This is a genomic window from Burkholderia sp. BCC1977 (assembly GCF_905339595.1).
Lineage (GTDB): Bacteria > Pseudomonadota > Gammaproteobacteria > Burkholderiales > Burkholderiaceae > Burkholderia.
Map to the genome: position 1 here is coordinate 65074 of NZ_CAJPGQ010000015.1, position 24454 is coordinate 89527.

The following is a 24454-nucleotide window of genomic DNA, read 5'->3' on the forward strand; positions in this document are numbered from 1 at the left end:
TGATGCCATGACGGTTGCATATATCGGACTGGGGGCGAATCTCGGCGATGCGCGCCAGACCCTGAAGGACGCGGTGGTGTGCCTTGCGCAGCAGCGCACCATCTCGATCCTCGGCAAATCGAGCCTGTATCGCACGGCGCCCTTCGAAGCGGGCGGCGACGATTACTACAACTGCGTCGTCAAGCTCGACACGACGCTGTCGGCCCGTGAGCTGCTCGCGCTCTGCCAGAAGATCGAACATCACTTCGGGCGCGAGCGCCCGTATCGCAACGCGCCGCGTACGCTCGACCTCGACATCCTGCTGTTCGGCTCCGATTCGATCGACGAGCCCGACCTGATCGTCCCGCATCCGCGCCTCACCGATCGCGCATTCGCGCTCGTCCCGCTCGTCGAGATCGAGCCGGCGCTCGACATCCCCGCGCGCGGCCGCGCCGACGCGTTCCTCGCCTCCGTCGCGGATCAGCGCGTCGAGAAGGTGCAGACCTGTCAATGCCTGATGCAGAAGGCCCTTGCCGCCGGCGCTGACGCCGACAAGAACCCCTGCCGATGAACACGACTCCGCTGACCGTCACCGCACCCGACCTGCGCGCCCCGCACCGCTATCTCGTGATCGAAGGCCCGATCGGCGTCGGCAAGACGACGCTCGCGCGCCTGCTCGGCGAGCGCTGGTCGATGCAGACGCTGCTCGAACGCCCGCAGGACAACCCGTTCCTCGAACGCTTCTATCGCGACACCGCGCGCTACGCGCTGCCCGCGCAGCTGTCGTTCGCGCTGCAGCGCGCGCAGCAGGCGCGCGAACTGATCGGCGCGCTCGATACGGGCCGGCCCGTCGTCGCCGATTTCATGCCGCAGAAGAACGACATCTTCGCGCGGCTGAACCTGCCGGAAGACGAATGGCAGTTGTACCGGTCGATCGCGACGCACCTCGACGTCCCGCAGGCGCCCGCGCCCGATCTCGTCGTCTACCTGCAGGCGAGCCCCGAGGTGCTGTTCTCGCGCATCCAGAAGCGCGGGCTGCCGATGGAGCTGCAGATCAGCGACGCGTACCTGCGCTCGCTCGTCGATGCGTACAACGAATTCTTCTATCACTACGACCGCACGCCGGTGCTCACGGTCGCAGCCGAACACCTGAACCCGCTGGATTCCCCCGAAGACCTCGCGCTGCTGATCGAGCGCATCGAGACGATGCGCGGCCGCAAGGAATTCTTCGTCAAGGGCGAGACGACGCGCTGACGCGTCCTCGCCTGTCGTTCCTCCCCCATCGAACCGGATTTCCCATGACCTATCTTCAGGAATCGAGCCGGCCTGCCGTCACGGTGCCCAAGCTGCAGGCAATGCGCGAGGCCGACGAGAAGATCGCGATGCTCACCTGCTACGACGCGAGCTTTGCCGCGCTGCTCGATCGTGCCGGCACCGACGTGCTGCTGATCGGCGACTCGCTCGGCAACGTGCTGCAGGGTCACACGACCACGCTGCCCGTGTCGCTCGAGGACATCGCGTACCACACCGCATGCGTCGCGCGTGCGCAGCCGCGCGCGCTCGTCGTCGCCGATCTGCCGTTCGGCACGTACGGCACGCCGGCAGAGGCGTTCGCGAACGCGGTCACGCTGATGCGCGCCGGCGCGCAGATGGTCAAGCTCGAAGGCGGCGAATGGCTCGCCGACACGATCCGCTTCCTCGTCGAACGCTCGGTGCCGGTGTGCGCGCACCTCGGCCTCACGCCGCAGTCGGTGCATGCGTTCGGCGGTTTCAAGGTGCAGGGCCGCACGGAAGCCGGCGCCGCGCAGTTGCTGCGCGATGCGCGTGCGATCGAGGATGCGGGCGCGCAGCTCGTGGTGCTCGAAGCGGTGCCGACGCTCGTCGCATCCGAAGTCACGCACATGCTGAAGATCCCGACGATCGGCATCGGTGCGGGCCTCGATTGCTCGGGCCAGGTGCTGGTGCTGCACGACATGCTCGGCATCTTCCCCGGCAAGCGGCCGCGTTTCGTGAAGGATTTCATGCAGGGCCAGCCGAACATCCAGGCGGCCGTCGAGGCGTACGTCGGCGCGGTGAAGGACCGCACGTTCCCGGGCCCGGAACACTCGTTCTGACGCGCGGCCGGCGGCTCGTTCGCCGGTGCGCTCTCGATACAAAAAACGCGGCACCCTTTGCGGGGCGCCGCGTTTTTTCTTTGGATGCCGTAGCAGTGGCTCGTCGGGCATGCGGCCCGAACGCCGTCATGGCGTCATTTCAACACCGCATCGAGCGCGCCGCGCAATGCATTGGTCAGCAGCAGCGCCTGCGCGCGCGCCAGATCGTCGCGCGTGACGACCCGCTCCACCGCGCCGAATGCGCGGTCGTCGAGCAGCACGCCGCGCATCACGCCCGGCAGCACGCCGCTCGCCAGCGGCGGCGTCACCCACTGGCCGTCGAGCTTCACGAACAGGTTCGAGCGCCCGCCTTCCGTCACCTCGCCGCGCTCGTTCACGAACAGCATGTCGAAGCCGCCGAGCGCCTCGGCCGCCTGCCACGCCCGGTCGTATTCGGCACGGCGCGTCGTCTTGTGCAGCAGCAGCGCGTCGTCCGTGCGAGTCGGCGCGAAGCCGTGCGCGGACGCGAGCATCACGCCGACCGGCCCCGCGGGCAGCGGCTTCAGTGCCGCGGCCGTGATGTCGACCGTGCCGTCCTTCGCGAGCGCGAGCTTCATCCGGTACGGGCCGGCGCCGTCGAGCGCCGCGCAGCGCGCGCCGATCTCGCGGCGCAACGCCTCGGCGTCGAGGCGGAAGCCGAACGCATCCGCGCTGCGCTGCAGCCGCGCGAGATGGCGCTCGAGATGCCGGATGCCGTCCGCACGGGTCGCGGCGGTGGTTTCGAACAACTGGAAGCCGGGGTCGGCATCGGTCAGGAATCGCGCTTTCAATTCGCACTCCGCATATTCGTCGGCGGCGACGCTGTCGAGCACGATGCCCGCGCCGACACCCATCATGCCGCGCCGCCGGCCGCCGGCGGCCGCTGCCGCGTCACGCGTGTCGATCGTTGCGGCAGCATCCGCACCGGGCGCATCGAGCGCATCGAGCGTCAGCGTCCGGATCGCGACCGACAGGCAGAAATCGCCGCATCCGGCTGCGTCGTCAGGCGCTGCATTGCCCGCCGAAGGGCCTTCCTTCCGCGCATCGAGCCAGCCGATCGCGCCCGTATAGAGCCCGCGCGGCGTCGACTCGATCGCGTCGATCAGTTCCATCGTCTTGTGCTTCGGCGCACCGGTGATCGATCCGCACGGAAACAGCGCGCGCAGCATCTGCGCGAACGTGGTGCCGTCGCGCCAGCCGGCCTCGACCGTCGACGTCATCTGCCACACCGACGCATACGGCTCGACCGAGAACAGCGCCGGCACCCTGACCGTGCCCGTGCGCGCGATCCGCGACACGTCGTTGCGCAGCAGGTCGACGATCATCACGTTTTCCGCGCGGTTCTTCGGATCGTTCGCGAGGAACGCGGCGGCCGCCGCGTCGTCGCGCGGATCGGCCGAACGCGGCGCGGTGCCCTTCATCGGCCGCGCGCGCAGCACGTCGCCGTGTTTCTCGACGAACAGCTCCGGCGAGCACGACACGACCCACGCGCCGTCCGGCAGCGCGATCAGCGCGCCATAACGCACGGGCTGACGCGCGCGCAGCCGCCGGTACAGCGCCAGCGGCGTGCCGAACATGTCGAAATTCAGCCGGTACGTGTAGTTGATCTGATACGAATCGCCCGCGCGCAGCGCGTCGTGCACCGCGGCGATCGCCGCGTCGAACGCGTCGCGCGACACGCTCTTCGCGACATGCGCGACGCCCGCGATCGACGGCGGGCCGCCGCCGTCCCGCTGCGCGAGCCACGCGTCGGCTTCGTCGCGCGACAGGCGCTCGCAGCGCGCATACAGCAAAAAGCGCAGCGGGGCATGGCCCGGCTGCGCTCTTTCCAGATTGCGTCCGAATTCGTAATCGCCGACGACGACCGCATGCAGCCCGTCGCGCAGATCCTGCGCCACCGCCGCATCGAGTTCGTCGAGGCGTGCCGGATCCGTGCACACACGTTCGCGCACGAAACCGGAATACAAACGACTCGACCGCGCGGACGCGGTCGAGTCGCAATCGTCCAAGAGCGCGAACGACGCGCTCTCGTTGCCTTCAGTCATGCCGTTACTCGAAGAAGCTCTTCACCCGGTCGAACCAGCTCTTGCTCTGCGGGCTGTGACGCGCACCGCCCTCGGCCAGCGACTTCTCGAACTGCTTGAGCAGATCGCGCTGCTGGTCGGTCAGCTTCACGGGCGTCTCGACCTGCACGTGGACGTACAGATCGCCCGCGATGCTCGAACGCAGACCCTTGATCCCCTTGCCGCGCAGGCGGAACGTCTTGCCCGACTGCGTGCCTTCCGGCACCGGGAACGATGCACGGCCGGCCAGCGTCGGCACCTCGATCTCGCCGCCGAGTGCGGCGGTCGTGAACGGAATCGGCATCTGGCAGTGGAGATCGTCGCCGTCGCGCTCGAACACCGAGTGCGGCTTGATGTGGATCTCGACGTACAGGTCGCCCGGCGGCCCGCCGTTGATGCCCGGCTCGCCGTTGCCGGCCGAGCGGATCCGCATCCCGTCGTCGATGCCGGCCGGAATCTTCACCTCGAGCGTCTTGGTTTCCTTCACCTTGCCCGACCCGTGGCAGTGCGCGCACGGTTCGGGGATGTAGGTGCCGGTGCCGTGACACTTCGGGCAGGTCTGCTGGATGCTGAAGAAGCCCTGCGACATGCGCACCGTGCCCTGGCCGTGACACGTCGGGCAGGTTTCCGGCTTCGTGCCGGGCTTCGCGCCCGACCCGTGACAGACTTCGCACGACACCCAGCTCGGCACGCGGATCTGCGTGTCGTAGCCGTGCGCGGCCTGCTCGAGCGTGATTTCCATGCTGTAGCGCAGGTCGGCGCCGCGATACACCTGCGGGCCGCCGCGGCCGCCGCGCGCGGCACCGCCCGCGGCCTGGCCGAAGATGTCGCCGAAGATGTCGCCGAACGCATCCGCGAAGCCGCCGAAACCCTGTCCGCCCGCACCGCCCATGTTCGGATCGACGCCCGCGTGGCCGTACTGGTCGTACGCCGCGCGCTTCTGGTCGTCCGACAGCATTTCATAGGCTTCCTTCACTTCCTTGAAATGCTCTTCCGCATCCTTGCTGTCCGGATTGCGGTCAGGGTGATACTTCATCGCAAGCTTGCGATACGCCTTCTTGATTTCGTCGTCGCTCGCATTCTTCGCGACGCCCAGAACCTCGTAGTAATCCCGTTTCGCCATATCGATTCACTGTGCCGTCGCGCGTCACACACGCGCCGGCTCCTTTCGCCCGCAGTAAAGTCTCTCGACTCGTCTGGCGCTGCGCCGTCCGCGGACGGCTCGCGCAGCACCCGCCAAAAAACAAATGTGCCCGGAGGGCCGCGAAGCCCGCCAGGCGTGGAGTCGATCCGGCCATCCGGAAGGAAAGACAGACCGCTGTTCAGCCGCGCCGCGCGCCGCGCGCGAATCGCGCGCGGCGTGCGGTGCCATGGCAACCCGGCTTAGTCCTTCTTCACTTCCTTGAACTCGGCGTCGACGACGTCGTCGGCAGCCTGCTGCGCACCGCCCGCGTGGGCCGCGCCTTCCGCTGCACCCGCCGCGCCGGCCTGCTGCGCCTGCATGTCGGCGTACATCTTTTCGCCGAGCTTCTGCGAAGCCTGACCGAGTTCCTCGACCTTCGCGTCGATCGCCGCCTTGTCGGCCGACGACTCCTTCAGCACGTCCTCGAGCGACTTCAGCGCCGCTTCGATCTTTTCCTTCTCGCCCGCATCCAGCTTGTCGCCGTACTCGGTGAGCGCCTTCTTCGTGCTGTGGACCAGCGCGTCGCCCTGGTTGCGCGAATCGGCCAGCTCGCGCAGCTTGTGGTCTTCCGCTGCGTTCGCTTCGGCGTCCTTGATCATCTGATCGATTTCAGCGTCGGACAGGCCCGAGTTCGCCTTGATCGTGATCTTGTTTTCCTTGCCGGTCGCCTTGTCCTTCGCGCCGACGTGCAGGATGCCGTTCGCGTCGATGTCGAAGGTCACTTCGATCTGCGGCACGCCGCGCGGCGACGGCGGGATGCCTTCGAGGTTGAACTCGCCGAGCAGCTTGTTGCCTGCCGCCATCTCGCGTTCGCCCTGGAACACCTTGATCGTCACGGCCGACTGGTTGTCGTCCGCCGTCGAGTACACCTGTGCGTGCTTCGTCGGGATCGTCGTGTTCTTGTTGATCATCTTCGTCATCACGCCGCCGAGCGTCTCGATGCCGAGCGACAGCGGGGTCACGTCGAGCAGCAGCACGTCCTTGCGGTCGCCCGACAGGACCTGGCCCTGGATCGCCGCGCCGACTGCGACGGCTTCGTCCGGGTTCACGTCACGGCGCGGATCCTTGCCGAAGAACTCCTTCACCTTCTCCTGCACCTTCGGCATGCGGGTCTGGCCGCCGACCAGGATCACGTCGTCGATGTCCGACACCTTGACGCCGGCGTCCTTGATCGCGATGCGGCACGGTTCGATCGTGCGCTCGACGAGGTCCTCGACCAGCGCTTCCAGCTTCGCGCGGGTGATCTTCAGGTTCAAGTGCTTCGGACCCGATGCGTCGGCCGTGATGTACGGCAGGTTGATTTCGGTCTGCTGGCTCGACGACAGTTCGATCTTCGCCTTTTCAGCGGCTTCCTTCAGACGCTGCAGCGCGAGCACGTCCTTCGACAGGTCGACGCCCTGCTCCTTCTTGAACTCGCCGATGATGTAATCGATGATGCGCTGGTCGAAGTCCTCGCCGCCGAGGAACGTGTCGCCGTTGGTCGACAGCACTTCGAACTGCATTTCGCCGTCGACGTCCGCGATCTCGATGATCGACACGTCGAACGTGCCGCCGCCGAGGTCATACACGGCGATCTTGCGGTCGCCCTTCTCGGCCTTGTCGAGGCCGAATGCGAGCGCGGCCGCCGTCGGCTCGTTGATGATCCGCTTGACTTCGAGGCCCGCGATGCGGCCGGCGTCCTTGGTTGCCTGGCGCTGGCTGTCGTTGAAGTACGCCGGCACCGTGATCACGGCTTCCGTGACCGGCTCGCCGAGGTAGTCTTCGGCCGTCTTCTTCATCTTGCGCAGCACTTCAGCCGACACCTGCGGCGGCGCGAGCTTCTCGCCGTGCGCTTCGACCCATGCGTCGCCGTTGTCGGCCTTGATGATCGCGTACGGCATCAGGCCGATGTCCTTCTGGACTTCCTTCTCTTCGAAGCGGCGGCCGATCAGGCGCTTCACCGCGAACAGCGTGTTCCTCGGGTTGGTCACGGACTGACGCTTGGCCGGCGCGCCGACGAGCACTTCGTTATCGTCCATGTAGGCGATGATCGACGGCGTCGTGCGCGTGCCTTCCGAGTTCTCGATGACCTTGACCTGGTTGCCTTCCATGATGGCGACGCACGAGTTCGTGGTGCCGAGGTCAATACCGATGATCTTTCCCATTTTTTCCTAATCTCCAGAAATGCTTGTTTGCTGCGCGAAACCCCGCGTTTTGGGGCGGTTTCGCACGCCAGAATTCAACTCTGTTCCCGAAATGCGTCCGGCCGATCCGTTTTCAAGACCCGCCAGGCGATGCGGATATTAAATTTTTTCAATCGCCGCCGGTAGCCGGATCGTGCGGACCGCCGTCGCGGCCAGACGGCAGGCCGGCCGCCGCGGCGATCTTCGCGCGCGCCGCCGACACCGCCGCCTGGAACTGCGCGAGGCCATGCCAGCCGGTCGCGCGGCCGAGCCGCTTGCCGCGGTGAAAGAAGAACCACGTCGGCACGCCGTGGAGGCCGAAGCGGCGCCCCAGTTCAGGGTGTTCGTACACGTTGCAATGGAACCACTTCAGGTCCAGCGCGCGAATCGCGTCCGGCTGGGCGAGCATCGCCTTCTTGGCGATCTCGCAGTTGAAGCAGTCGACGCCCCAGAAGAACACCACGGCGAGCGCATTGCCGGCGCCGGCGATGCCGGCGTCGAACGTGTCGGGCGCCAGCGCCTGCATGCCGAACGCGTCGAACGCGGCCGGATCGACGCCGGCGGGAACCATCGCGGCAGCCTTACTTCGGCTGGGCGACCGTGACGAGCGCCGGGCGCAACACGCGGTCGGCGATCGTGTAGCCCTTTTGCAGGACGGTCACGACGGTGTTCGGTTCCTGCTCGGCCGGCACCATCGAAATGGCCTGGTGCTGGTGCGGATCGAACTTCTCGCCGACCGGGTTGATCGCGACGACGCGGCCCTTCTCGAGCGCGCTCGTCAGCTGGCGCAGCGTCAGTTCGACGCCTTCGCGCACCTTCGTGATGTCGCCGGACGTATCGCCGACGGCGGCCTCGAGGCTGTCCAGCACGGGCAGCAGGTGCTCCGCGAAGCTCTCGATCGCAAACTTGTGCGCCTTCGAGACGTCGTCCTGCGCGCGGCGGCGGACGTTCTCGGTCTCGGCCTTCGCCCGGAGGAAGCTCTCCTGCAGCTCGGCGACCTTGGCTTGAGCCTCCGCGAGCGCCGCGTCGGCTGCTTCGGCGGCAGGAGCAGCGCCTTGCGCCGCCTGCTTCTCGCTGCCGATGTCTTCGGCCGATTGGGTAGCCGGGTTCTCTTGCGTGTTTTCCATGTCGCTGAAAGTCGATTAGAGGTTGAAGCCAAATCGGCAACCGCCGGACCGTATGCCGGCGGTACCGCACATTGTTGGTGCAAATAAGGGCGAAAACTGCAATTTCAAGAGGGTTATTCGCCGGCATTCGCCAATGCCGCGAAACAACCGCGTCGCGCGCCGCCCGATTGCGCGCATTTGTCGCCAGATCGGACGAAACGGCCGGTAACAACGCTTACCAGGCAAGTACTAGCTGGGCACAGGGGGCTGAACTACACTCCACTCAAGCGTCGAAAAAGCGTGTTTACCCTAGCTTACCGCCGCCTGACATCCACCTGGCGCTGCATTCACCGTCCCATCGAGGCGAGTACCGTGAAACTGACCTTTGCCATATCGGTGGTCGCGCTGGTACTGATCGCCGGCACCACCACCATCTGTTTGTCCGGAGCCGTCACCGACCGCACGACCGAATACGGAAGCGCGCGGGCGACGTTCGACCAGATGTTCAGCTCCCACCAGAAAATCTGTCGATGATGCGCCGGTCGCGCTTGGTCGGCCGGCCGTGCAGTTCCGCCGCCGGCTCGCGATAGGTGCGGCGCCGTTCCAGTTCGGCGAGCCGCGCGGCGCGCCCCGCTTCCGTTTCCTCGTAAAGCGTCTGCGCGATGCTCGCGGGCCCACGCACGTCGCAAATACCCAGCACGGCAATGTGCCAGACGACACCGTCGATCGCAATCTCGACCTCGTCGCCGACGCGCACGTCCTTGGCCGGCTTGACCGCCGCGCCGCCGATCTTCACGTGGCCCTTGTCGACCGCGTCGGACGCGAGCGAGCGCGTCTTGAAGAAGCGCGCGGCCCACAGCCATTTGTCGATGCGCAGCTTCGCGCCGGGTTCCGTCGAAATCCTGTAGTTCATGCCAGCCTCCGCCGGGCCGCCCCACCGCGGCCGGCCGCACCGTCACGGCGCAGCGAACGCAGGGGTCGCGTCTTCATTTCAGTTCACCGTTTCGGGCTGCGGGGCCTTCACCGGCCAGCCCTGCAGATTCTCGGCGACGATCTCGCCCACCGCCCCGATCCACGCGGGCGCGCCGTTCAGGCACGGAATCCGGTGGAACGCCTGGCCGCCGCCCGCGATGAACTCGTCGCGTACCTCCATCCCGATCTCCTCGATCGTCTCCAGGCAATCGGCCGTAAAACCGGGACAGAACACGTCGGCCCGCCGCACGCCTGCCTCGCCGAGCTCGCGCAGCGTCGGCGCCGTGTACGGCTGCAGCCACTCGGCCTTGCCGAAGCGTGACTGGAACGTCACGCGGCATTCGAGCGTCGACAGCCCGAGCGCGGCCATCAGCAGCGCGCCCGTCTGCCGACACTGGTCGTGATAGGGGTCGCCCAGGTCGAGCGTGCGTTTCGGCACGCCGTGAAAACTCAGCACGAGCTTGTCGCCGGCCGCGAAGTCGGGCCGGCCGTGCTGCGCCCAGTACTGGCGCACCTGCTCGGCGAGCGCGTGGATGTAGGCCGGATGGTCGGCGTACTGCCGCACCGTGCGCACTTCCGGCTGGTTGCGCATCCGCGCGAGCGCGGCGAACGCGGCATCGAATGCCGTCGCGGTGGTGGACGCCGAGTATTGCGGATACATCGGCATCAGCAGCACGCGCTCGACGCCCGCGCGCTTGAACTGCCCAAGCGCCTGCGCGATGCCCGGGCTGCCGTAGCGCATCGCGTAGTCGACCGTCACCTGATAGCCGTTCGATGCGAGCAGGTGGCGCACGCCGTCGGCCTGGCGCTCGGTATGCACGCGCAGCGGCGAGCCTTCGGGCATCCAGACGGCCGCGTATTTCTTCGCGGACGCGCGGCCGCGCAGCGGCAGGATCAGTGTGCGCAGCAGCACCTGCCAGACGACCTGCGGGATTTCGACGACGCGGGGGTCCGACAGGAATTCGGCCAGATAGCGCCGCACCGCGCGCGGCGTCGGGGCGTCGGGCGTGCCGAGATTGATCAGCAGCACGCCGATGCGATGGGCAGCCGCGACGCTCGAAGGCGGCTCAAGATCGAAACGCATGGGCAGGAACGTGCTCGGGGCACGCAGTCGGACGGCCCTCAATTATAGCGGGCCGCCTCGCTCGGGTCGGCCGGCCGTTCGGCCGACTGGCGACGCGCGCGCCGCCGCGGCACGATGGCGGAACGGTGGCGCCGGTTACTGCTGGCTCAGCGTGAGCGACAGCAGGCGCGCGGTGATGTCGACGATCGGGATCACGCGGTTGTAGGCCATGCGGGTCGGGCCGATCACGCCGAGCGTGCCGACGATCTGGCCGTTCACCTCGTAGGGCGCGGTGACGACGCTCATTTCCTCGATCGGCACGAGCGTCGATTCGCCGCCGATGAAGATCTGCACGCCCTGGGCGTGGCTCGACACGTCGAGCAATTGCAGGAGGCCCGTCTTTTGGTCGAACACGTCGAACAGCTTGCGCAGCCGCGCCATGTCGGACGACAGATCCGCCACCTCGAGCAGGTTGCGCTCGCCGGAAATGAGCACGGTGTCCTCGGTGTCGGGCACCTCGGTGCTGGCCGTCACGGCCGCATGCATCAGCGTGGTCATGTCGCCGCGCAGCTGGTCGATCTCGTCACGCAGGCGGCGGCGCACCTCGTCGAACGACAGCCCGGCGAAATGCGCGTTGATGTAGTTGGATGCCTCGGTGAGCTGCGACGGCGAATAGTCGCGCGGCGTCGCGAGCATCCGGTTCTGCACGTCGCCTTCGGGCGTGACGATGATCAGCAGGATGCGCTTGTCCGACAGCCGCATGAACTCGATCTGCTTGAACACGTGGCTGCGGCGCGGCGTCAGCACGACGCCCGCGAACTGCGACAGGTTCGACAGCACGCTCGCCGCGGCCGCCACGACCCGCTGCTGCGGTTCGCCGGCCTGCAGCGTGTTCTGCACCTGGCGCGCGACGGCCTCGGCGTCGATCGGCGCCTCGACCGTCAGCATCGTGTCGACGAACAGGCGATAGCCGCGCGGCGTCGGCACGCGGCCGGCCGACGTGTGCGGGCTCGACACGAGGCCGAGCTCCTCCAGGTCGGACATCACGTTGCGGATCGTTGCCGGGCTCAGCTCGAGCCCGGAGTAACGGGACAACGTGCGCGAGCCGACCGGCTGACCGTCGGCGATGTACCGTTCGATCAGGGTTTTCAGGAGGGTTCGTGCGCGAGGATCTAGCATGGTGGAAAATTTTAGCGCAACCGCGCGACCGCGGCGAGTGGCCGCGGCCACTGTCGCGCAGGCCGACCGATCCGGCCCCGTCTGCGCACAGCCGGTTCTTTTCGTCAACGAGCTATGGTGTAATGCCGGCATGAAAACCGGTAATCAGTTCAACACCGTCGCGCTCGTCGGCCGAAGCAACACGCCCGGCATCGCCGAGCCGCTCGCCACGCTGGCTGGCTGCATCGCGAAGCTCGGCTTCGAGGTCGTGTTCGAAGCCGAAACCGCGCGCGAAATCGGCATCTCCGGCTATCCGGCGCTCACCCCGGCGGAAATCGGGGCGCGCGCGGACGTGGCGGTCGTGCTCGGCGGCGACGGCACGATGCTCGGCATCGGCCGGCAGCTCGCGCCGTACAAGACGCCGCTGATCGGGATCAACCACGGGCGGCTCGGCTTCATCACGGACATCGCGGCGGCCGACATGCAGGCGCGCGTCCCGGTGATCCTGTCGGGCAAGTTCGAGCGCGAGGAGCGCTCGCTGCTCGAGGCCCGGATCGTGCGCGACGGCGAACCGATCTACCACGCGCTTGCCTTCAACGACGTCGTCGTGAACCGCAGCGGCTTTTCCGGGATGGTCGAGCTGCGCGCGTCGGTTGACGGCCGGTTCATGTACAACCAGCGTTCGGACGGCCTGATCGTCGCCACGCCGACCGGCTCGACCGCGTACGCGCTGTCGTCGGCCGGCCCGATCCTGCATCCGCAGCTCCAGGGCATCGTGCTCGTGCCGATCGCGCCGCATGCGCTGTCGAACCGGCCGATCGTGCTGCCCGACGATTCGAAGATCGCGATCCAGATCGTCGGCGGCCGCGACGTCAACGTGAACTTCGACATGCAGTCGTTCACCGCGCTCGAACTGAACGACACGATCGAGGTGCGCCGCTCGAAGCACACGGTGCCGTTCCTGCACCCGGTCGGCTACAGCTACTACGCGACGCTGCGCAAGAAGCTGCACTGGAACGAACACGCATCGAACGAAGACGACAAGGCGTCCTGACGCACCAACGCCCGACACCATGCTCCGCCACCTCTCGATTCGCGACTTCGTCATCGTCGCCGCGCTCGATCTCGAATTCGACAGCGGCTTTACCGTCTTTTCCGGCGAAACCGGCGCCGGCAAATCGATCCTGATCGACGCGCTGGCCCTCGCGCTCGGCGAACGCGCCGACGCAAGCGTCGTGCGCGCCGGCTGCGGCCGCGCCGACATCACCGCCGAATTCACCCCGCACGACCGCGTCGCGCGCTGGCTCGACGAACACGCGTTCGACGCCGAGGACACCGTGATGCTGCGCCGCGTGATCGACGCGAATGGCCGCTCGCGCGCGTTCATCAACGGCACCAGCGCGACGCTCGCGCAGCTGCGCGAGCTCGGCGAGATGCTGGTCGACATCCACGGCCAGCACGCGCACCAGTTGCTGATGCGGCCCGACGCGCAGCGCGAGCTGTTCGACACGCATGCGGGGCTCGTCGCCGATGCCGCGACCGTCGCACGCGCGTGGCGCGTCTGGCGCGACGCGACGCAGGCGATCGACGCCGCGAAGGCGCACGAGCGCGAGCTGCAGCTCGAACGCGAGAAGCTCGCATGGCAGCTCGCCGAGCTCGACAAACTCGCGCCGCAACCGGGCGAATGGGACGAAGTCGGCGGCGAGCACAAGCGCCTGTCGCATTCGGCGAACCTGATCGCCGGTGTGCAGGGCGCCCTCAACGCGCTGTCCGAGGCCGACGACGCGATGCTCCCGCAGCTCGGCGCGATCGTGTCGAAACTGCGCAGCCTGGCCGACTACGACACAGGGCTCGGCGATGCGCTCGCCTCGCTCGAACCCGCCGAGATCCAGCTGCAGGAAGCCGTCTATTCGCTGTCGCACTACGCGCAGCGCCTCGATCTCGACCCGGCCCGGCTCGCGCAGGTCGAAACGCGCCTCGACGCGCTGCACTCGACCGCCCGCAAGTTCCGGCTGCCGCCCGACACGCTGCACGAGGAACATGCGGCACGCCGCGCGCAGCTCGCCGCGCTCGACGCGGCCGTGGATCTCGGTGCGCTCGAAGCCGCGCAGGCGAAGGCATGGGAAGCCTATCTCGCCGACGCGAAACACCTGTCGAAGGCCCGCGCGCAGGCCGCGAAGGCGCTCGGTACGGCCGTCACGGCCGGCATGCAGGAACTGTCGATGGCGGGCGGCAGCTTCGACGTCACGCTCGTGCCGCTCGCCGACGGCGGCCCGCACGGGCTCGAGCAGGTCGAATTCCGGGTCGCCGGGCACCCCGGCGTGCCGCTGCGGCCGCTCGCGAAAGTCGCGTCGGGCGGAGAACTCGCGCGAATCAGCCTGGCGCTCGCGGTGATCGCGAGCGCCGCCAGCCCGACGCCGACGCTGATTTTCGACGAAGTCGACACGGGGATCGGCGGCGGCGTCGCCGAGGTGGTCGGCCGCCTGCTGCACCAGCTCGGGCGCGATCGCCAGGTGCTGTGCGTGACGCACCTGCCGCAGGTCGCCGCGCGCGGCGACCATCACTTCCAGGTCGCGAAGGGCGCCGACGACCGCGGCGGCACCGTCTCGTCGGTCGTCTCGCTCGACAAGGCGAGCCGGGTCGAGGAAGTCGCGCGGATGCTCGGCGGGCTCGAGATCACCGCGACGACGCGCAAGCACGCGAAGGAAATGCTGGCAGCCTGACGCGGGCATCCGTTGGCCGAATGCAACAAGACCGGCGCATGCGCCGGTCTTGTTGTGACGGACAACCACGGCCGCGCCCTCGCGCCCACCCCGCCCTGCCCCGATGAGTCGAACGTTCGATTCGAACGCCCGACTCAAACGCCAGACTCAAACGTCCGTTTCGACCGCGCCGAACACGCGTGTCCACAGCGCCGCCACGGCCGCCCGCTCGTCGGCCACCAGCGCCGGATCGACCCGCGCCTTCTCCATCCCGTCGAGCCGCAGCTTGTGCTGCAGTTTCCGGTACTTGCGGTACGCGGCGCCGACGCGCTCGGCCTCGTCCTCGCCCATCAGCCCGAACCGCGCGACCTCGCGCAGCAGCGCGATGTTGCCGGTGTTGCGGATCAGCTCGGCGTCGCTCGACGCATGCAGCAGCACCCAGTACTGGACGATGAACTCGATGTCGACCATCCCGCCGCGATCGTGCTTCAGGTCGAACAGCTCGGTCTGGTTCGGGTGGCCGGCGAACACCTTGCCGCGCATGTCGACGATTTCCTTCGCGAGCACCGCCCCGTCGCGCGGCGTCGTCAGCACCTGCTGGCGGATCGCCTCGAAATCCGTGCCGATCTGCGTGTCGCCCGCGCTGTAGCGGGCACGCGTCAGCGCCTGGTGTTCCCACACCCACGCGGTGTTCGCCGCGTCGCCCTCGCGCAGCTGGTAGCGGCGGAACGCGTCGAGATCGGTCACGAGCAGCCCGGCCTCGCCGTTCGGCCGCAGCCGCAGGTCAATGTCGAACAGCGCGCCCGCGCCGGTCGCGGTCGTGAGCCACGTGATCAATCGTCGCGTGAACGTCGTGTAGACGTCCGCCGAGCGCTCGTCGGGGTCGTCGTACAGGAAGATCAGGTCGAGATCCGATGCGTAGCCGAGCTCCTTGCCGCCCAGCTTGCCGTACGCGATCACCGCGAACTTCGGCACGTCGCGATGGCGCTTCGCGAGCTGCGACCAGACCACCTCGATCGTCACGTCGAGCACCGCGTCGGCGAGCTCGGACAGACGATCGCTCACGTGCTCGACCGACAGCTGACCCGCCAGGTCGATCAGCAGGATGCGGAACACCTCCGCGTGCTGCGCATGCCGCAGCAGGTCCATCTGCTGCTCGGGGCCGTCGGCGGCCGCGAGGCGGGCCCGCAATGCGTCCTTGAACGCGGGCCAGTCGAACGGGCTCGCGATCGCTTCGTCGTCGAGCAGTTCGTCGAGCAGCTGAGGATGGCGGATCAGGTAGCCGCCGCCCCAGCGCGTCGCGCCGAGCACCGACAGCACGCGGTCGAGCGCGGCCGGATACTCGGTCAGGAGCGCGAGATAGACGCCGCGCCGGCTGACCGTCTCGAGCAGGTCGAACAGCCGCACGATGGTGTCGTCGCGGCGCGCGGCGTCGATCCGCGGCGCGGCCTCGAGCGCACGCTGCGCGACGCTGTCGAAGCGCTGCCGGCTCTTTTCCGGCAGGCCCGCGTAGCGCGACGACTGCCAGATCGCGCGCAGCCGCGCGAGCACGGCCGCCGGATCGGTGAAGCCCAGGCCGTCGAGGCGCGCAAGCAGCGCGTCGTCCTCGCCGTCGTCGGCGAGCGCCCCGCTCCAGATCCATGTGGCGGCCGTGTCGTCGCGCGCCGCGCAGGGGCCGCCGCTCACCTTGTCGGCAAAGATCTGGTCGAACTGCGCCTCGACGAACGTCCGGTAGCCGTCGAGCACCGTCATCAGCGCCGCGTAGTCGGCAAAGCCGAGCGACGCGGCCAGCGCCGCGCGCTCGTCCGGATCGACCGGCATCGCATGCGTCTGCGCGTCGTCGCGGTACTGCAGCCGGTGCTCGAGCGTACGCAGGAAATTGTAAGCATCGGTCAGACGCTCGCGCACGTCCTCGCCGATCAGCCCGCGCGCCTGCGCATGGCGCAACACCGCGAGCGTCGGCCGCACGCGGAACTCCGCATCCTGGCCGCCGCGGATCAGCTGGAACACCTGCGCGCTGAATTCGATCTCGCGGATCCCGCCGCGCCCGAGCTTGATGTCGTCGGCCTTGTCGGGCCGCATCGACGCGCGGCGCGCCGCTTCCTGGCGAATCTGCTGATGCAGCGAACGGATTGCGCCGATCACGCCGAAGTCGAGATAGCGGCGATACACGAACGGCTTGACGATCGATTCGAGCTGCGCCTCCAGCCGCCGCGCCGCGTCGCTGTCGCCTTCCGACACGAGCCGCCCCTTGATCCACGCGTAGCGCTCCCATTCGCGCCCTTGCACGTAGAAATATTCCTCGAGCATCCCGAGGCTGCAGACGAGCGGCCCCGAATCGCCGTTCGGGCGCAGCCGCATGTCGACGCGAAACACGTAGCCGTCGGCGGTGACCTCGGACAGCACGCCGATCAGGCGCCGGCCGAGCCGCGTGAAGTACTCCTGGGTGGACAGCGGCGAGCGCGTGCCGCCGGCCGTTTCGCCGTCGTCCTCGTAGACGAAGATCAGGTCGATGTCCGACGACACGTTCAACTCGCGGCCGCCGAGCTTGCCCATCCCGACCACGCCCAGCACGACGCGCTGGCCGTCGGCGCCGCGCGGCTCGCCGTACATCGCCTCCAGTTCCGCCGACAGCAGCGCGAGCGAGCGCTGCACGGCCACTTCGGCGAGATCGGTCATCGCGCCCGTCACCTCGGCGACGTCCGCGATGCCGCGCAGGTCGCGCTCCGCGACCGCGCCGAACACCTCGACACGCAACTGCCGCAGCGCGCGCTTCAGTTGCTCGTCGCTCGGCGCGGCCGTGCCGGCCGGCGGTGCGAGCAGTTCGGTCAGGCGCGCATCGAGTTGCGCGCGGGCGAGCGGCGCGGCGGCCCACGCGGCGACCTGGTCGGACAGCGCGGGCCGCGCGGCGGCCGCGCGGGCGATATAGCGGGAGTAGGACGGGCTGATCAGGGCGGAAGCGTCGGTCATCGAAAAGCGGGCCTGGCGGTAAGGCCCGCCGCCGCGGGACAACGCGTGCGCGCCCCGCTGCCGACAGGCCCCTTGGACTCGGCGCGGTGTCGCGACGCGGGTGCGCCGCCGCGAAAACCGCGCGCCGGAAAGCCCGTGCCGCGCTGCCGCAACGGCCGCCGGCACGAACCCGTGTGATACATTTCAACGTCAGTCTGCAAAACTACCATATCGCCGCCCTTCCGCCGCATGTCCGACCGTCAGGAATCCGCCGTAGCTGCGCCCGAAGCGGGACCTCCGAAGCACGATCATCCGGTCCTGCGTCGCGTGTTCAGGGTGACGCTGGCAGTCGGGATCGGCACGTACTTCGTCGCGTCCGGCGTGTTCCTCGGGATGCGCTACGTGCTGCTGCCGCGCATCGACGAATTCCGGCCGCGCATCGAGCGCGCGGTGTCCGACAAGCTCCACGCGCAGCTTTCGATCGGCAAGCTGTCTCCCCACTGGTCCGGCATGCAGCCGGGCGTCGAAGTCGCCAACCTCACCATTCGCGGCCGTGACGGCCGGATCGCGCTGTCGGTCCCGCACGCGACGGCCGCGCTGTCGTGGATGTCGCTGCTGCGGCTGTCGCCCGCGCTGTCGAGCCTGATCGTCGACCATCCCGACCTCGTCGTCGCGCGCGCGGCCGACGGCTCGCTGAGCATCGCGGGCGTCGGCGTCGCAACCACCCATGGCGGCAACGACACGTTCAGCACGTGGCTGCTGAAGCAGGAAGCGATCGTGCTGCGCAACGGCACGCTGCGCTGGCGCGACGCGCAGCACGACGCACCGGAACTCGCGCTGTCCGGCATCCGCCTCGCGGTGCTCAACCACGGCCGCGAGCACAAGGCCGCGCTGCAGGCGCCCGCGAACGGCACGCTGCTGCTCGGCCCGCTCGATTTCCGCGCGCGCTTCCGGCACAAGCCGCTCGCGCCGATCGGCAAGCCCACGAACTGGACCGGCGACGCGTATCTGTCGACCGGCCCGGTCGACCTGCAGACGCTCGGCCGCTATCTCGACATACCGCTCACGATCCACGCGGGCCGGATCGACAACGCGATCTGGGCGACCTTCCAGGACGGCCACCTGCGCTCCGCGGGCGGCGACCTGCAGGGCGCGGACGTCGTGCTGCGGGTGCGGCCGACCCAGCCGCGCCTCGACGTGCCGACGGTCGGGTTCGGCTGGGACATGGCGCTGAACGCCGGCCGCGACTACACGCTGCACCTGACGCGCTTCAACGCGGAGCTCGGCCAGCCGCCGCTGCCGGACGGCACCCCGCTCGCCCGCTCGCTCGCGCTGTCGACGCTGACCGCCCGCTACCGCGTGCCGGCCGCCGATCAAGGGCAACTGCTGAGCGTCGTCGGCGACCGCGTCGATCTCGGCATCCTCAGCGAGTTCATCCGCGGGCTGCCGCTGCCGGCGCGGCTGCGCAACGAGCTGATCAAGCTCGACCCGCGCGGGATGGTGTCGAACTATCACATCGAGGTCGAACGCGCGAAGCCGGCGCGGGCCGAGCTCGCCGACGAAGAGCGGCGCACCGGCGCCGCGCCGATCGTCCGCTACCGCTTCCTCGGCGATCTGCAGGGCATCAGCGTCGCCGCGCAGGAGCCGCCGCCGGGGCTGTCCCCGCGCGGCCACCCGCGCGCCGGCTGGCCGGGCGTCGAGAATTTGTGGGGCCGTATCGACGCGAACGAAACCGGCGGCAGCGCGCACTTCGACACGGTCAACGCGGCGGTCACGGTGCCCGGCGAATTCGACGAGCCGCGCCTGACCTTCGACCGGCTGCGCGGCAACGCGAAATGGGTGATCACGCCGGCGCCGGGCGAGCAGCACGCGCGCGTCGACGTGACGTTGCCCGACCTGTTCGTCGCGAACCCCGATGCGGAAATCGCGGTGTCGGGCTCGTACACGAACCCCGGCCACGGCCGCGGCTCGCTCGACCTGCGCGCGGATTTCGCGCGCGCGTCGGTGGCGCGCATTCCGCGCTACCTGCCGACCGGGATGTCCGAGCACCTGCGCGACTATCTCGGCCATGCGCTGCAGGATGGCCAGGTGACCAAGGGCGCGTCGATCGTCGCCCGCGGGCCGCTCGAGAAATTCCCGTTCGAACACGAGCCGGATGCCGGCGTGTTCCACATCGTCGCGCCGTTCACCGGCGGTCGCTTCGAGCCGACGCCGTACCCGCCGCGCAAGCTCGCGAACGGCACGCCGAGCGTCTGGCCGGCACTCGACGGAATCGACGGTGTGTTCGAGCTCGCGCAGAACAAGCTGCGCTTCGACATCGCGCGCGCGCACTACAAGCGCGTCGCGCTGACGAAGGTCGCCGGCCGGATCGACGATCTCGGCAACCCGTCGAAGTCGCCGCTCGTCATCGACGGCCATGCGCAAGGCCCGCTCGCGGATCTGATCGACTACGCGGACAACAGCTCGCTCGGCACGATGAGCGGGCACATCGGCCAGCGGATCGATGCGCAGGGGCCCGCGGCGCTCGCGCTCAAGATCACGATTCCGCAGCACGTTCCGCATCCGCATACGCACGTCGAAGGCGCACTCGCGTTCGGCGGCAACACGCTGTCGACCGACGGCGTGCCGCCGCTGTCCGCGCTGCGCGGCAGCGTGCGCTTCACCGAGGCCGGCGCGTCGCTGCACGACCTGTCGGGGCGCTTCCTCGGCGGCCCGGTGCACGCGAACGGCAACTTCCAGTCGCACGGCCCCTACGCGGTGGACGTCGACGGCAAGCTCGCGCTCGACGCCGCGCGCGGCCTGAACCTGCGCGGCACGGCCGCGGCGCTGCTCGAGCACGTGGTCGGCGACGCGCCGTACCAGCTCGCCGTGCGCGGCGCGCCGGGCCGCCTGCCGGAGGTCACCGCGCATTCCGACCTGACGGGCGTCGCGCTGAATTTCCCGGCGCCGTTCGCGAAGGCGGCCGGCACGCCGATGCCGTTCCGCTTCACGCTGCAGCCGGCCGCCCAGGCCGGCGGCCAGCGCCTCGAGCATGCCGACCTGACGCTCGGCCCGGTGTCCGCGACCTACCTGCTCGACGCGACGCCCGGCCAGCCGCTGCGCGCGGTGCGCGGCGCGATGGGCATCCACCGGATGCCCGACCTGCCGCAGGACGGCGTGAGCGCCGCCGTCGACGTCGACGAGCTGGACGCCGACGCCTGGCTCGCACTGGCCCGCACGCTGCAGCACGACACGCCGCGCGCACCGGAGCAGGCCACGCCGCGCATCGACGTCGCGAGCTTCACGCCGAAGCGCTTCGCGCTCCACTTCGGCACGCTGAAGCTGCTCAAGCGCAACTGGGAAAACGTGATCGTCGGTGCGTCGCACGTCGACGAGCTGTGGCAGGCCAACATCGCGTCGAACCAGGTATCGGGCTACCTGTCGTGGGCGCCGGGCGGCGGCCACAACGGCGCGGGCGTGCTGAACGCGCGGCTCGCGAAGCTCGTGATTCCGCAGAGCGCGCAGCACGACCTCGTCGGCCGCGCGATGAACCTGCCGACGCCGACCGACCGGCCGATGCCGTCGGTCGACCTGATCGTCGACCAGGTCGTCGCGCACGATCACGACATCGGCCGGCTCGTCGTCAATGCGCGCAACATCGAGGAAGACGGCGCGCCGGTGTGGCAGCTCGACAAGCTCGAGCTGGCGAACCCGGCCGCGAAACTGACGGCGACCGGCAACTGGCGCACGTCGCGCCGCGCGCTGGCCCGCGGCATCGACGAACACGATGCGCCGCGCCGCAGCGTGTTCGACTTCAAGCTCGACGTCGGCAACGCGGGCGCGCTGCTCGACCTCGTCGGCCTGCCGCGCACGCTTTCGGACGGCCACGGCACGGTGACCGGCAAGGTCGGCTGGCGCGGCGGCCCGACCGCGGTCGATCTGCCGTCGCTCGGCGGCCAGGTCGCGCTCGACCTGGAGCACGGCCAGATCCTGAAGGTCGATCCGGGCGCCGCGAAACTGCTCGGCGTGCTGAGCCTGCAGAGTCTCGCGCGCTTCCTGACGCTGAATTTCCGCGACGTGATCGGCAAGGGGCTGCCGTTCGACAAGATCACCGGCACCAGCCGGATCTCGAACGGGATCGCACGCACCGACGACTTCTCGATGACGACGGGCCCGGCGAACGTGACGGTGCGCGGCGCGGTCGACCTCGGCACCGAGACGCAGGACCTGCGCGCGCACGTCGCGCCGAAGATCGGCGCCGGCACGGCGGCGATCGCGGCCGCGATCATCAATCCGCTGCTCGGCGTCGGCGTGCTGGCCGCGAACTACGCGCTGTCGGAGACGCTGTCGCACGCGTTCGCGCTCGACTACGCGATCACGGGTTCGTGGGCGCATCCGCACATCGAGCGGGTGCGGGGCGATCAGGGTAAGATGAATCACGGTCCGGCCGATGCGGCGAGCCATTGACGCGCGCAGGGTGCCGGGCCGCACCCCATTTATGACGCAACCGATCCAGCGATGACCGATCACACCCGTTCCGCCACGCCCTTTCGGGTCGCCGCGCTGCAGATGGTGAGCACGCCGGACGTCGCACGCAATCTCGCCGAAGCCGGCCGCCTGATCGCGGAAGCGGCCGGCGACGGCGCACAGCTCGTGCTGCTGCCCGAGTATTTCTGCTTCATGGGCCATCGCGACACCGACAAGCTCGCGCTCGCCGAACCCTACCGCGACGGTCCGATCCAGCGCTTCCTGTCGGAGGCCGCGCACCGTCACGGCATCTGGGTGATCGGCGGCACCCTGCCGCTGAAGGCGCCGGAACCCGATCGCGTGCTGAACACGACGCTCGTGTTCGACCCGTCCGGCAACGAAGCGGCCCGCTACGACAAGATCCACCTGTTCAACTTCGAGAAAGGCGACGAATCGTTCGACGAGGCGCGCACGATCCGCGCGGGCGACACGGTCGTCGCGTTCGACGCGCCGTTCGGGCGAGTCGGCCTGTCGGTCTGTTACGATCTGCGCTTTCCGGAGCTGTATCGCAGGATGGGCGACTGCGCGCTGATCGTCGTGCCGTCGGCGTTTACGTATACGACGGGCCGCGCGCACTGGGAAATGCTGCTGCGCGCGCGGGCCGTCGAGAACCAGTGCTACGTGCTCGCGGCCGCGCAAGGCGGCAAGCACGAGAACGGCCGGCGCACCTGGGGCCACAGCATGCTGATCGACCCGTGGGGCGAGATCGTCGCGGTCCGCGACGAAGGCGCGAGCGTCGTGACCGGCGCGCTCGATCCGCAGCGCATCGCCGACGTGCGCCAGAGCCTGCCCGCGTGGCGGCATCGCGTGCTGGCCTGACCCGCTGAACCGCCGCGGGGCTTGAAACGCCGCCCGGCCAACCCATCTGCCCAGAACGCACCCGACAACTTTTTGAGAACCCTCGATACCCGCATGAACATCATCGAACCCGGCATCCGCAATCTTGCGCTGGCGAAGGACATCCTCCTCACGCCGTACGGCCTCGACGAGAGCCTGCTCACGCGCACGATCGCCGACATCTTCACGCATCGCGTCGACTACGCGGACCTGTACTTCCAGGCGACCCGCAGCGAAGCGTGGAGCCTCGAGGAAGGCATCGTGAAGTCGGGCAGCTTCAGCATCGACCAGGGCGTCGGCGTGCGCGCGGTCGCCGGCGACCGCACCGCGTTCGCGTATTCGGACGACCTGTCGCCGGAAGCCATCGCCCAGGCGGCCGCGGCCACCAAGGCGATCGCGGCGGCCGGCGGCGGCCGCCAGAAGATCAAGGCGGCGACGTCGCTGAAGGGCATCTCGGGCCGCGACCTGTACCTGCCGTCCGATCCGCTCGCGTCGCTCGACGCGACCGCCAAGGTCAAGTTGCTCGAGCGCATCGAGCAGATGGCGCGCGGCCGCGATCCGCGCGTCACGCAGGTGATGGCGGGCCTCGCCGGCGAATACGACGTCGTGCTGGTCGCGCGCAGCGACGGCGCGCTCGCGGCCGACATCCGCCCGCTGGTGCGCGTGTCGGTCACGGTGATCGCCGAACAGAACGGCCGCCGCGAGATCGGCTCCGGCGGCGGCGGCGGCCGCTTCGACTACGGCTACTTCACCGATGACGTGCTGTCGCGCTACGTCGACGACGCCGTGCACGCGGCGCTCGTGAACCTCGACGCGCGCCCCGCGCCGGCCGGCGCGATGACGGTCGTGCTCGGGCCGGGCTGGCCGGGCGTGCTGCTGCACGAAGCGATCGGCCACGGCCTCGAGGGCGACTTCAACCGCAAGGGTTCGTCGGCGTTCGCCGGCCGGATCGGCGAGCAGGTCGCCGCGAAGGGCGTGACCGTCGTCGACGACGGCACGCTGCCGAATCGCCGCGGCTCGCTGAACATCGACGACGAAGGCAACCCGACGCAGTGCACGACGCTGATCGAGGACGGCATCCTGAAGGGCTACATCCAGGACACGCTGAACGCGCGCCTGATGAAGATGCCCGTCACCGGCAACGCGCGGCGCGAGTCGTACGCGGCGCTGCCGATGCCGCGCATGACCAACACGTACATGCTGAACGGCGACAAGGATCCGCAGGAAATCATCGCGTCGGTGAAGAACGGCCTGTACGCGGTGAACTTCGGCGGCGGCCAGGTCGACATCACGAACGGCAAGTTCGTGTTCTCGGCGTCCGAGGCGTACATGATCGAGAACGGCAAGATCACCTACCCGGTGAAGGGCGCGACGCTGATCGGCAGCGGCCCGGAATCGCTGAAGTACGTGAGCATGATCGGCAACGACATGTCGCTCGACTCGGGCGTCGGCGTATGCGGCAAGGAAGGCCAGAGCGTGCCGGTCGGCGTCGGCCAGCCGACCCTGCGGATCGACAAGATGACGGTCGGCGGTACGGCATAACCGCATCGCGGCGCAGACAATCCGCGCATTTTGACAAAAACGCGCGGATTGTCCGCATTTTCGAGCTTCCCCGGTTGCCAGCGGCCCGGCGACGGGGTAT

At 68.8% G+C, this 24454-nt stretch carries 18 protein-coding genes; 9 read left to right on the plus strand and 9 right to left on the minus strand.

Features of this window, described 5'->3' with window-relative positions; genetic code table 11:
• Window positions 1-7: 7 nt before the first annotated feature.
• Genes folK through panB form a run of 3 tightly spaced genes read left to right on the plus strand, consistent with a single transcriptional unit; the run spans window position 8 to window position 2093 of the window.
• A complete protein-coding gene (gene folK, locus U5771_RS15005) occupies window positions 8-550 on the plus strand; it encodes a 2-amino-4-hydroxy-6-hydroxymethyldihydropteridine diphosphokinase (RefSeq protein ID WP_322024703.1) in 543 nt (180 codons plus the stop codon).
• Window positions 547-1233, plus strand: coding sequence for a deoxynucleoside kinase (locus tag U5771_RS15010; RefSeq protein ID WP_322024704.1), 687 nt, complete (start codon window positions 547-549; stop codon window positions 1231-1233). The genes folK and U5771_RS15010 overlap by 4 nt, the downstream gene beginning before the upstream one ends.
• Before the next feature lie 44 nt (window positions 1234-1277).
• Window positions 1278-2093, plus strand: a complete 816-nt coding sequence (gene panB / locus U5771_RS15015) for a 3-methyl-2-oxobutanoate hydroxymethyltransferase (RefSeq protein WP_322024705.1) — start codon at window positions 1278-1280, stop codon at window positions 2091-2093.
• 134 nt (window positions 2094-2227) lie between these two features.
• On the opposite strand, the gene U5771_RS15020 is transcribed toward panB, so the two are convergent.
• The 5 genes from U5771_RS15020 to grpE all read right to left on the minus strand — a co-directional run bounded on the left by U5771_RS15020 (window position 2228) and on the right by grpE (window position 8646).
• Window positions 2228-4156 (minus strand): bifunctional anthranilate synthase component I family protein/class IV aminotransferase, encoded by a 1929-nt coding sequence (locus U5771_RS15020; protein WP_322024706.1) that lies wholly within the window; start codon window positions 4154-4156, stop codon window positions 2228-2230.
• A gap of 4 nt (window positions 4157-4160) precedes the next feature.
• Complete coding sequence (dnaJ, locus tag U5771_RS15025) at window positions 4161-5297, minus strand: molecular chaperone DnaJ (protein ID WP_098549687.1); 1137 nt, start codon at window positions 5295-5297, stop codon at window positions 4161-4163.
• Between the two features lie 260 nt (window positions 5298-5557).
• Window positions 5558-7501, minus strand: a complete 1944-nt coding sequence (dnaK, locus tag U5771_RS15030) for a molecular chaperone DnaK (RefSeq protein WP_322024707.1) — start codon at window positions 7499-7501, stop codon at window positions 5558-5560.
• A 148-nt stretch (window positions 7502-7649) separates the two neighbouring features.
• The gene (locus tag U5771_RS15035) at window positions 7650-8090 is read right to left on the minus strand and encodes a thioredoxin family protein (protein ID WP_322024708.1); all 441 of its coding nucleotides are present in this window, start codon (window positions 8088-8090) and stop codon (window positions 7650-7652) included.
• A gap of 10 nt (window positions 8091-8100) precedes the next feature.
• Window positions 8101-8646 (minus strand): nucleotide exchange factor GrpE, encoded by a 546-nt coding sequence (gene grpE, locus U5771_RS15040; protein ID WP_322024709.1) that lies wholly within the window; start codon window positions 8644-8646, stop codon window positions 8101-8103.
• A gap of 351 nt (window positions 8647-8997) precedes the next feature.
• Here grpE and U5771_RS15045 point away from each other — a divergent pair, with 351 nt between their 5' ends.
• Entirely contained in the window at window positions 8998-9159 is a 162-nt protein-coding gene (locus tag U5771_RS15045; protein ID WP_006476841.1) for a hypothetical protein, read from the plus strand.
• On the opposite strand, the gene U5771_RS15050 is transcribed toward U5771_RS15045, so the two are convergent.
• The 3 genes from U5771_RS15050 to hrcA form a co-directional block, all read right to left on the minus strand.
• Window positions 9131-9538 (minus strand): RNA-binding S4 domain-containing protein, encoded by a 408-nt coding sequence (locus U5771_RS15050; protein WP_322024710.1) that lies wholly within the window; start codon window positions 9536-9538, stop codon window positions 9131-9133. The two genes, U5771_RS15045 and U5771_RS15050, sit on opposite strands and share 29 nt — an antisense overlap.
• A gap of 78 nt (window positions 9539-9616) precedes the next feature.
• Window positions 9617-10681, minus strand: a complete 1065-nt coding sequence (hemH, locus tag U5771_RS15055; protein ID WP_322024711.1) for a ferrochelatase — start codon at window positions 10679-10681, stop codon at window positions 9617-9619.
• A 135-nt stretch (window positions 10682-10816) separates the two neighbouring features.
• Window positions 10817-11839 (minus strand): heat-inducible transcriptional repressor HrcA, encoded by a 1023-nt coding sequence (gene hrcA, locus U5771_RS15060; RefSeq protein WP_011544637.1) that lies wholly within the window; start codon window positions 11837-11839, stop codon window positions 10817-10819.
• Between the two features lie 130 nt (window positions 11840-11969).
• On the opposite strand from hrcA, the gene U5771_RS15065 reads away from it, so the two are divergent.
• Window positions 11970-12872, plus strand: a complete 903-nt coding sequence (locus tag U5771_RS15065; RefSeq protein ID WP_322024712.1) for an NAD kinase — start codon at window positions 11970-11972, stop codon at window positions 12870-12872.
• 19 nt (window positions 12873-12891) lie between these two features.
• Complete coding sequence (recN, locus tag U5771_RS15070) at window positions 12892-14541, plus strand: DNA repair protein RecN (protein ID WP_322024713.1); 1650 nt, start codon at window positions 12892-12894, stop codon at window positions 14539-14541.
• 147 nt (window positions 14542-14688) lie between these two features.
• On the opposite strand, the gene glnE is transcribed toward recN, so the two are convergent.
• Window positions 14689-17490 carry a bifunctional [glutamate--ammonia ligase]-adenylyl-L-tyrosine phosphorylase/[glutamate--ammonia-ligase] adenylyltransferase gene (gene glnE / locus U5771_RS15075; protein WP_322024714.1) on the minus strand — a complete coding sequence of 934 codons (2802 nt, stop codon included), beginning with the start codon at window positions 17488-17490 and terminating at the stop codon, window positions 14689-14691.
• Window positions 17491-17718: 228 nt separating this feature from the next.
• Between glnE and U5771_RS15080 the strand changes: the two genes are divergently transcribed.
• The 3 genes from U5771_RS15080 (at window position 17719) to tldD (ending at window position 24354) form a co-directional block, all read left to right on the plus strand.
• Window positions 17719-21915, plus strand: coding sequence for a YhdP family protein (locus U5771_RS15080; protein WP_322024715.1), 4197 nt, complete (start codon window positions 17719-17721; stop codon window positions 21913-21915).
• 51 nt (window positions 21916-21966) lie between these two features.
• Window positions 21967-22794: a carbon-nitrogen hydrolase family protein gene (locus U5771_RS15085; protein ID WP_322024716.1), complete on the plus strand. Its 828-nt coding sequence runs from the start codon at window positions 21967-21969 to the stop codon at window positions 22792-22794.
• Between the two features lie 93 nt (window positions 22795-22887).
• Window positions 22888-24354, plus strand: a complete 1467-nt coding sequence (gene tldD / locus U5771_RS15090) for a metalloprotease TldD (RefSeq protein ID WP_057926717.1) — start codon at window positions 22888-22890, stop codon at window positions 24352-24354.
• Window positions 24355-24454 lie beyond the last annotated feature (100 nt).

What these genes read in the sequence shown, in the direction of transcription:
- folK (WP_322024703.1), top strand. Translation starts at nt 8, where the DNA reads ATGACGGTTGCATATATCGGACTGGGGGCGAATCTCGGCGATGCGCGC.
- U5771_RS15010 (WP_322024704.1), top strand. Translation starts at nt 547, where the DNA reads ATGAACACGACTCCGCTGACCGTCACCGCACCCGACCTGCGCGCCCCG.
- panB (WP_322024705.1), top strand. Translation starts at nt 1,278, where the DNA reads ATGACCTATCTTCAGGAATCGAGCCGGCCTGCCGTCACGGTGCCCAAG.
- U5771_RS15020 (WP_322024706.1), bottom strand. Translation starts at nt 4,156, where the DNA reads ATGACTGAAGGCAACGAGAGCGCGTCGTTCGCGCTCTTGGACGATTGC.
- dnaJ (WP_098549687.1), bottom strand. Translation starts at nt 5,297, where the DNA reads ATGGCGAAACGGGATTACTACGAGGTTCTGGGCGTCGCGAAGAATGCG.
- dnaK (WP_322024707.1), bottom strand. Translation starts at nt 7,501, where the DNA reads ATGGGAAAGATCATCGGTATTGACCTCGGCACCACGAACTCGTGCGTC.
- U5771_RS15035 (WP_322024708.1), bottom strand. Translation starts at nt 8,090, where the DNA reads ATGGTTCCCGCCGGCGTCGATCCGGCCGCGTTCGACGCGTTCGGCATG.
- grpE (WP_322024709.1), bottom strand. Translation starts at nt 8,646, where the DNA reads ATGGAAAACACGCAAGAGAACCCGGCTACCCAATCGGCCGAAGACATC.
- U5771_RS15050 (WP_322024710.1), bottom strand. Translation starts at nt 9,538, where the DNA reads ATGAACTACAGGATTTCGACGGAACCCGGCGCGAAGCTGCGCATCGAC.
- hemH (WP_322024711.1), bottom strand. Translation starts at nt 10,681, where the DNA reads ATGCGTTTCGATCTTGAGCCGCCTTCGAGCGTCGCGGCTGCCCATCGC.
- hrcA (WP_011544637.1), bottom strand. Translation starts at nt 11,839, where the DNA reads ATGCTAGATCCTCGCGCACGAACCCTCCTGAAAACCCTGATCGAACGG.
- U5771_RS15065 (WP_322024712.1), top strand. Translation starts at nt 11,970, where the DNA reads ATGAAAACCGGTAATCAGTTCAACACCGTCGCGCTCGTCGGCCGAAGC.
- recN (WP_322024713.1), top strand. Translation starts at nt 12,892, where the DNA reads ATGCTCCGCCACCTCTCGATTCGCGACTTCGTCATCGTCGCCGCGCTC.
- glnE (WP_322024714.1), bottom strand. Translation starts at nt 17,490, where the DNA reads ATGACCGACGCTTCCGCCCTGATCAGCCCGTCCTACTCCCGCTATATC.
- U5771_RS15080 (WP_322024715.1), top strand. Translation starts at nt 17,719, where the DNA reads ATGTCCGACCGTCAGGAATCCGCCGTAGCTGCGCCCGAAGCGGGACCT.
- U5771_RS15085 (WP_322024716.1), top strand. Translation starts at nt 21,967, where the DNA reads ATGACCGATCACACCCGTTCCGCCACGCCCTTTCGGGTCGCCGCGCTG.
- tldD (WP_057926717.1), top strand. Translation starts at nt 22,888, where the DNA reads ATGAACATCATCGAACCCGGCATCCGCAATCTTGCGCTGGCGAAGGAC.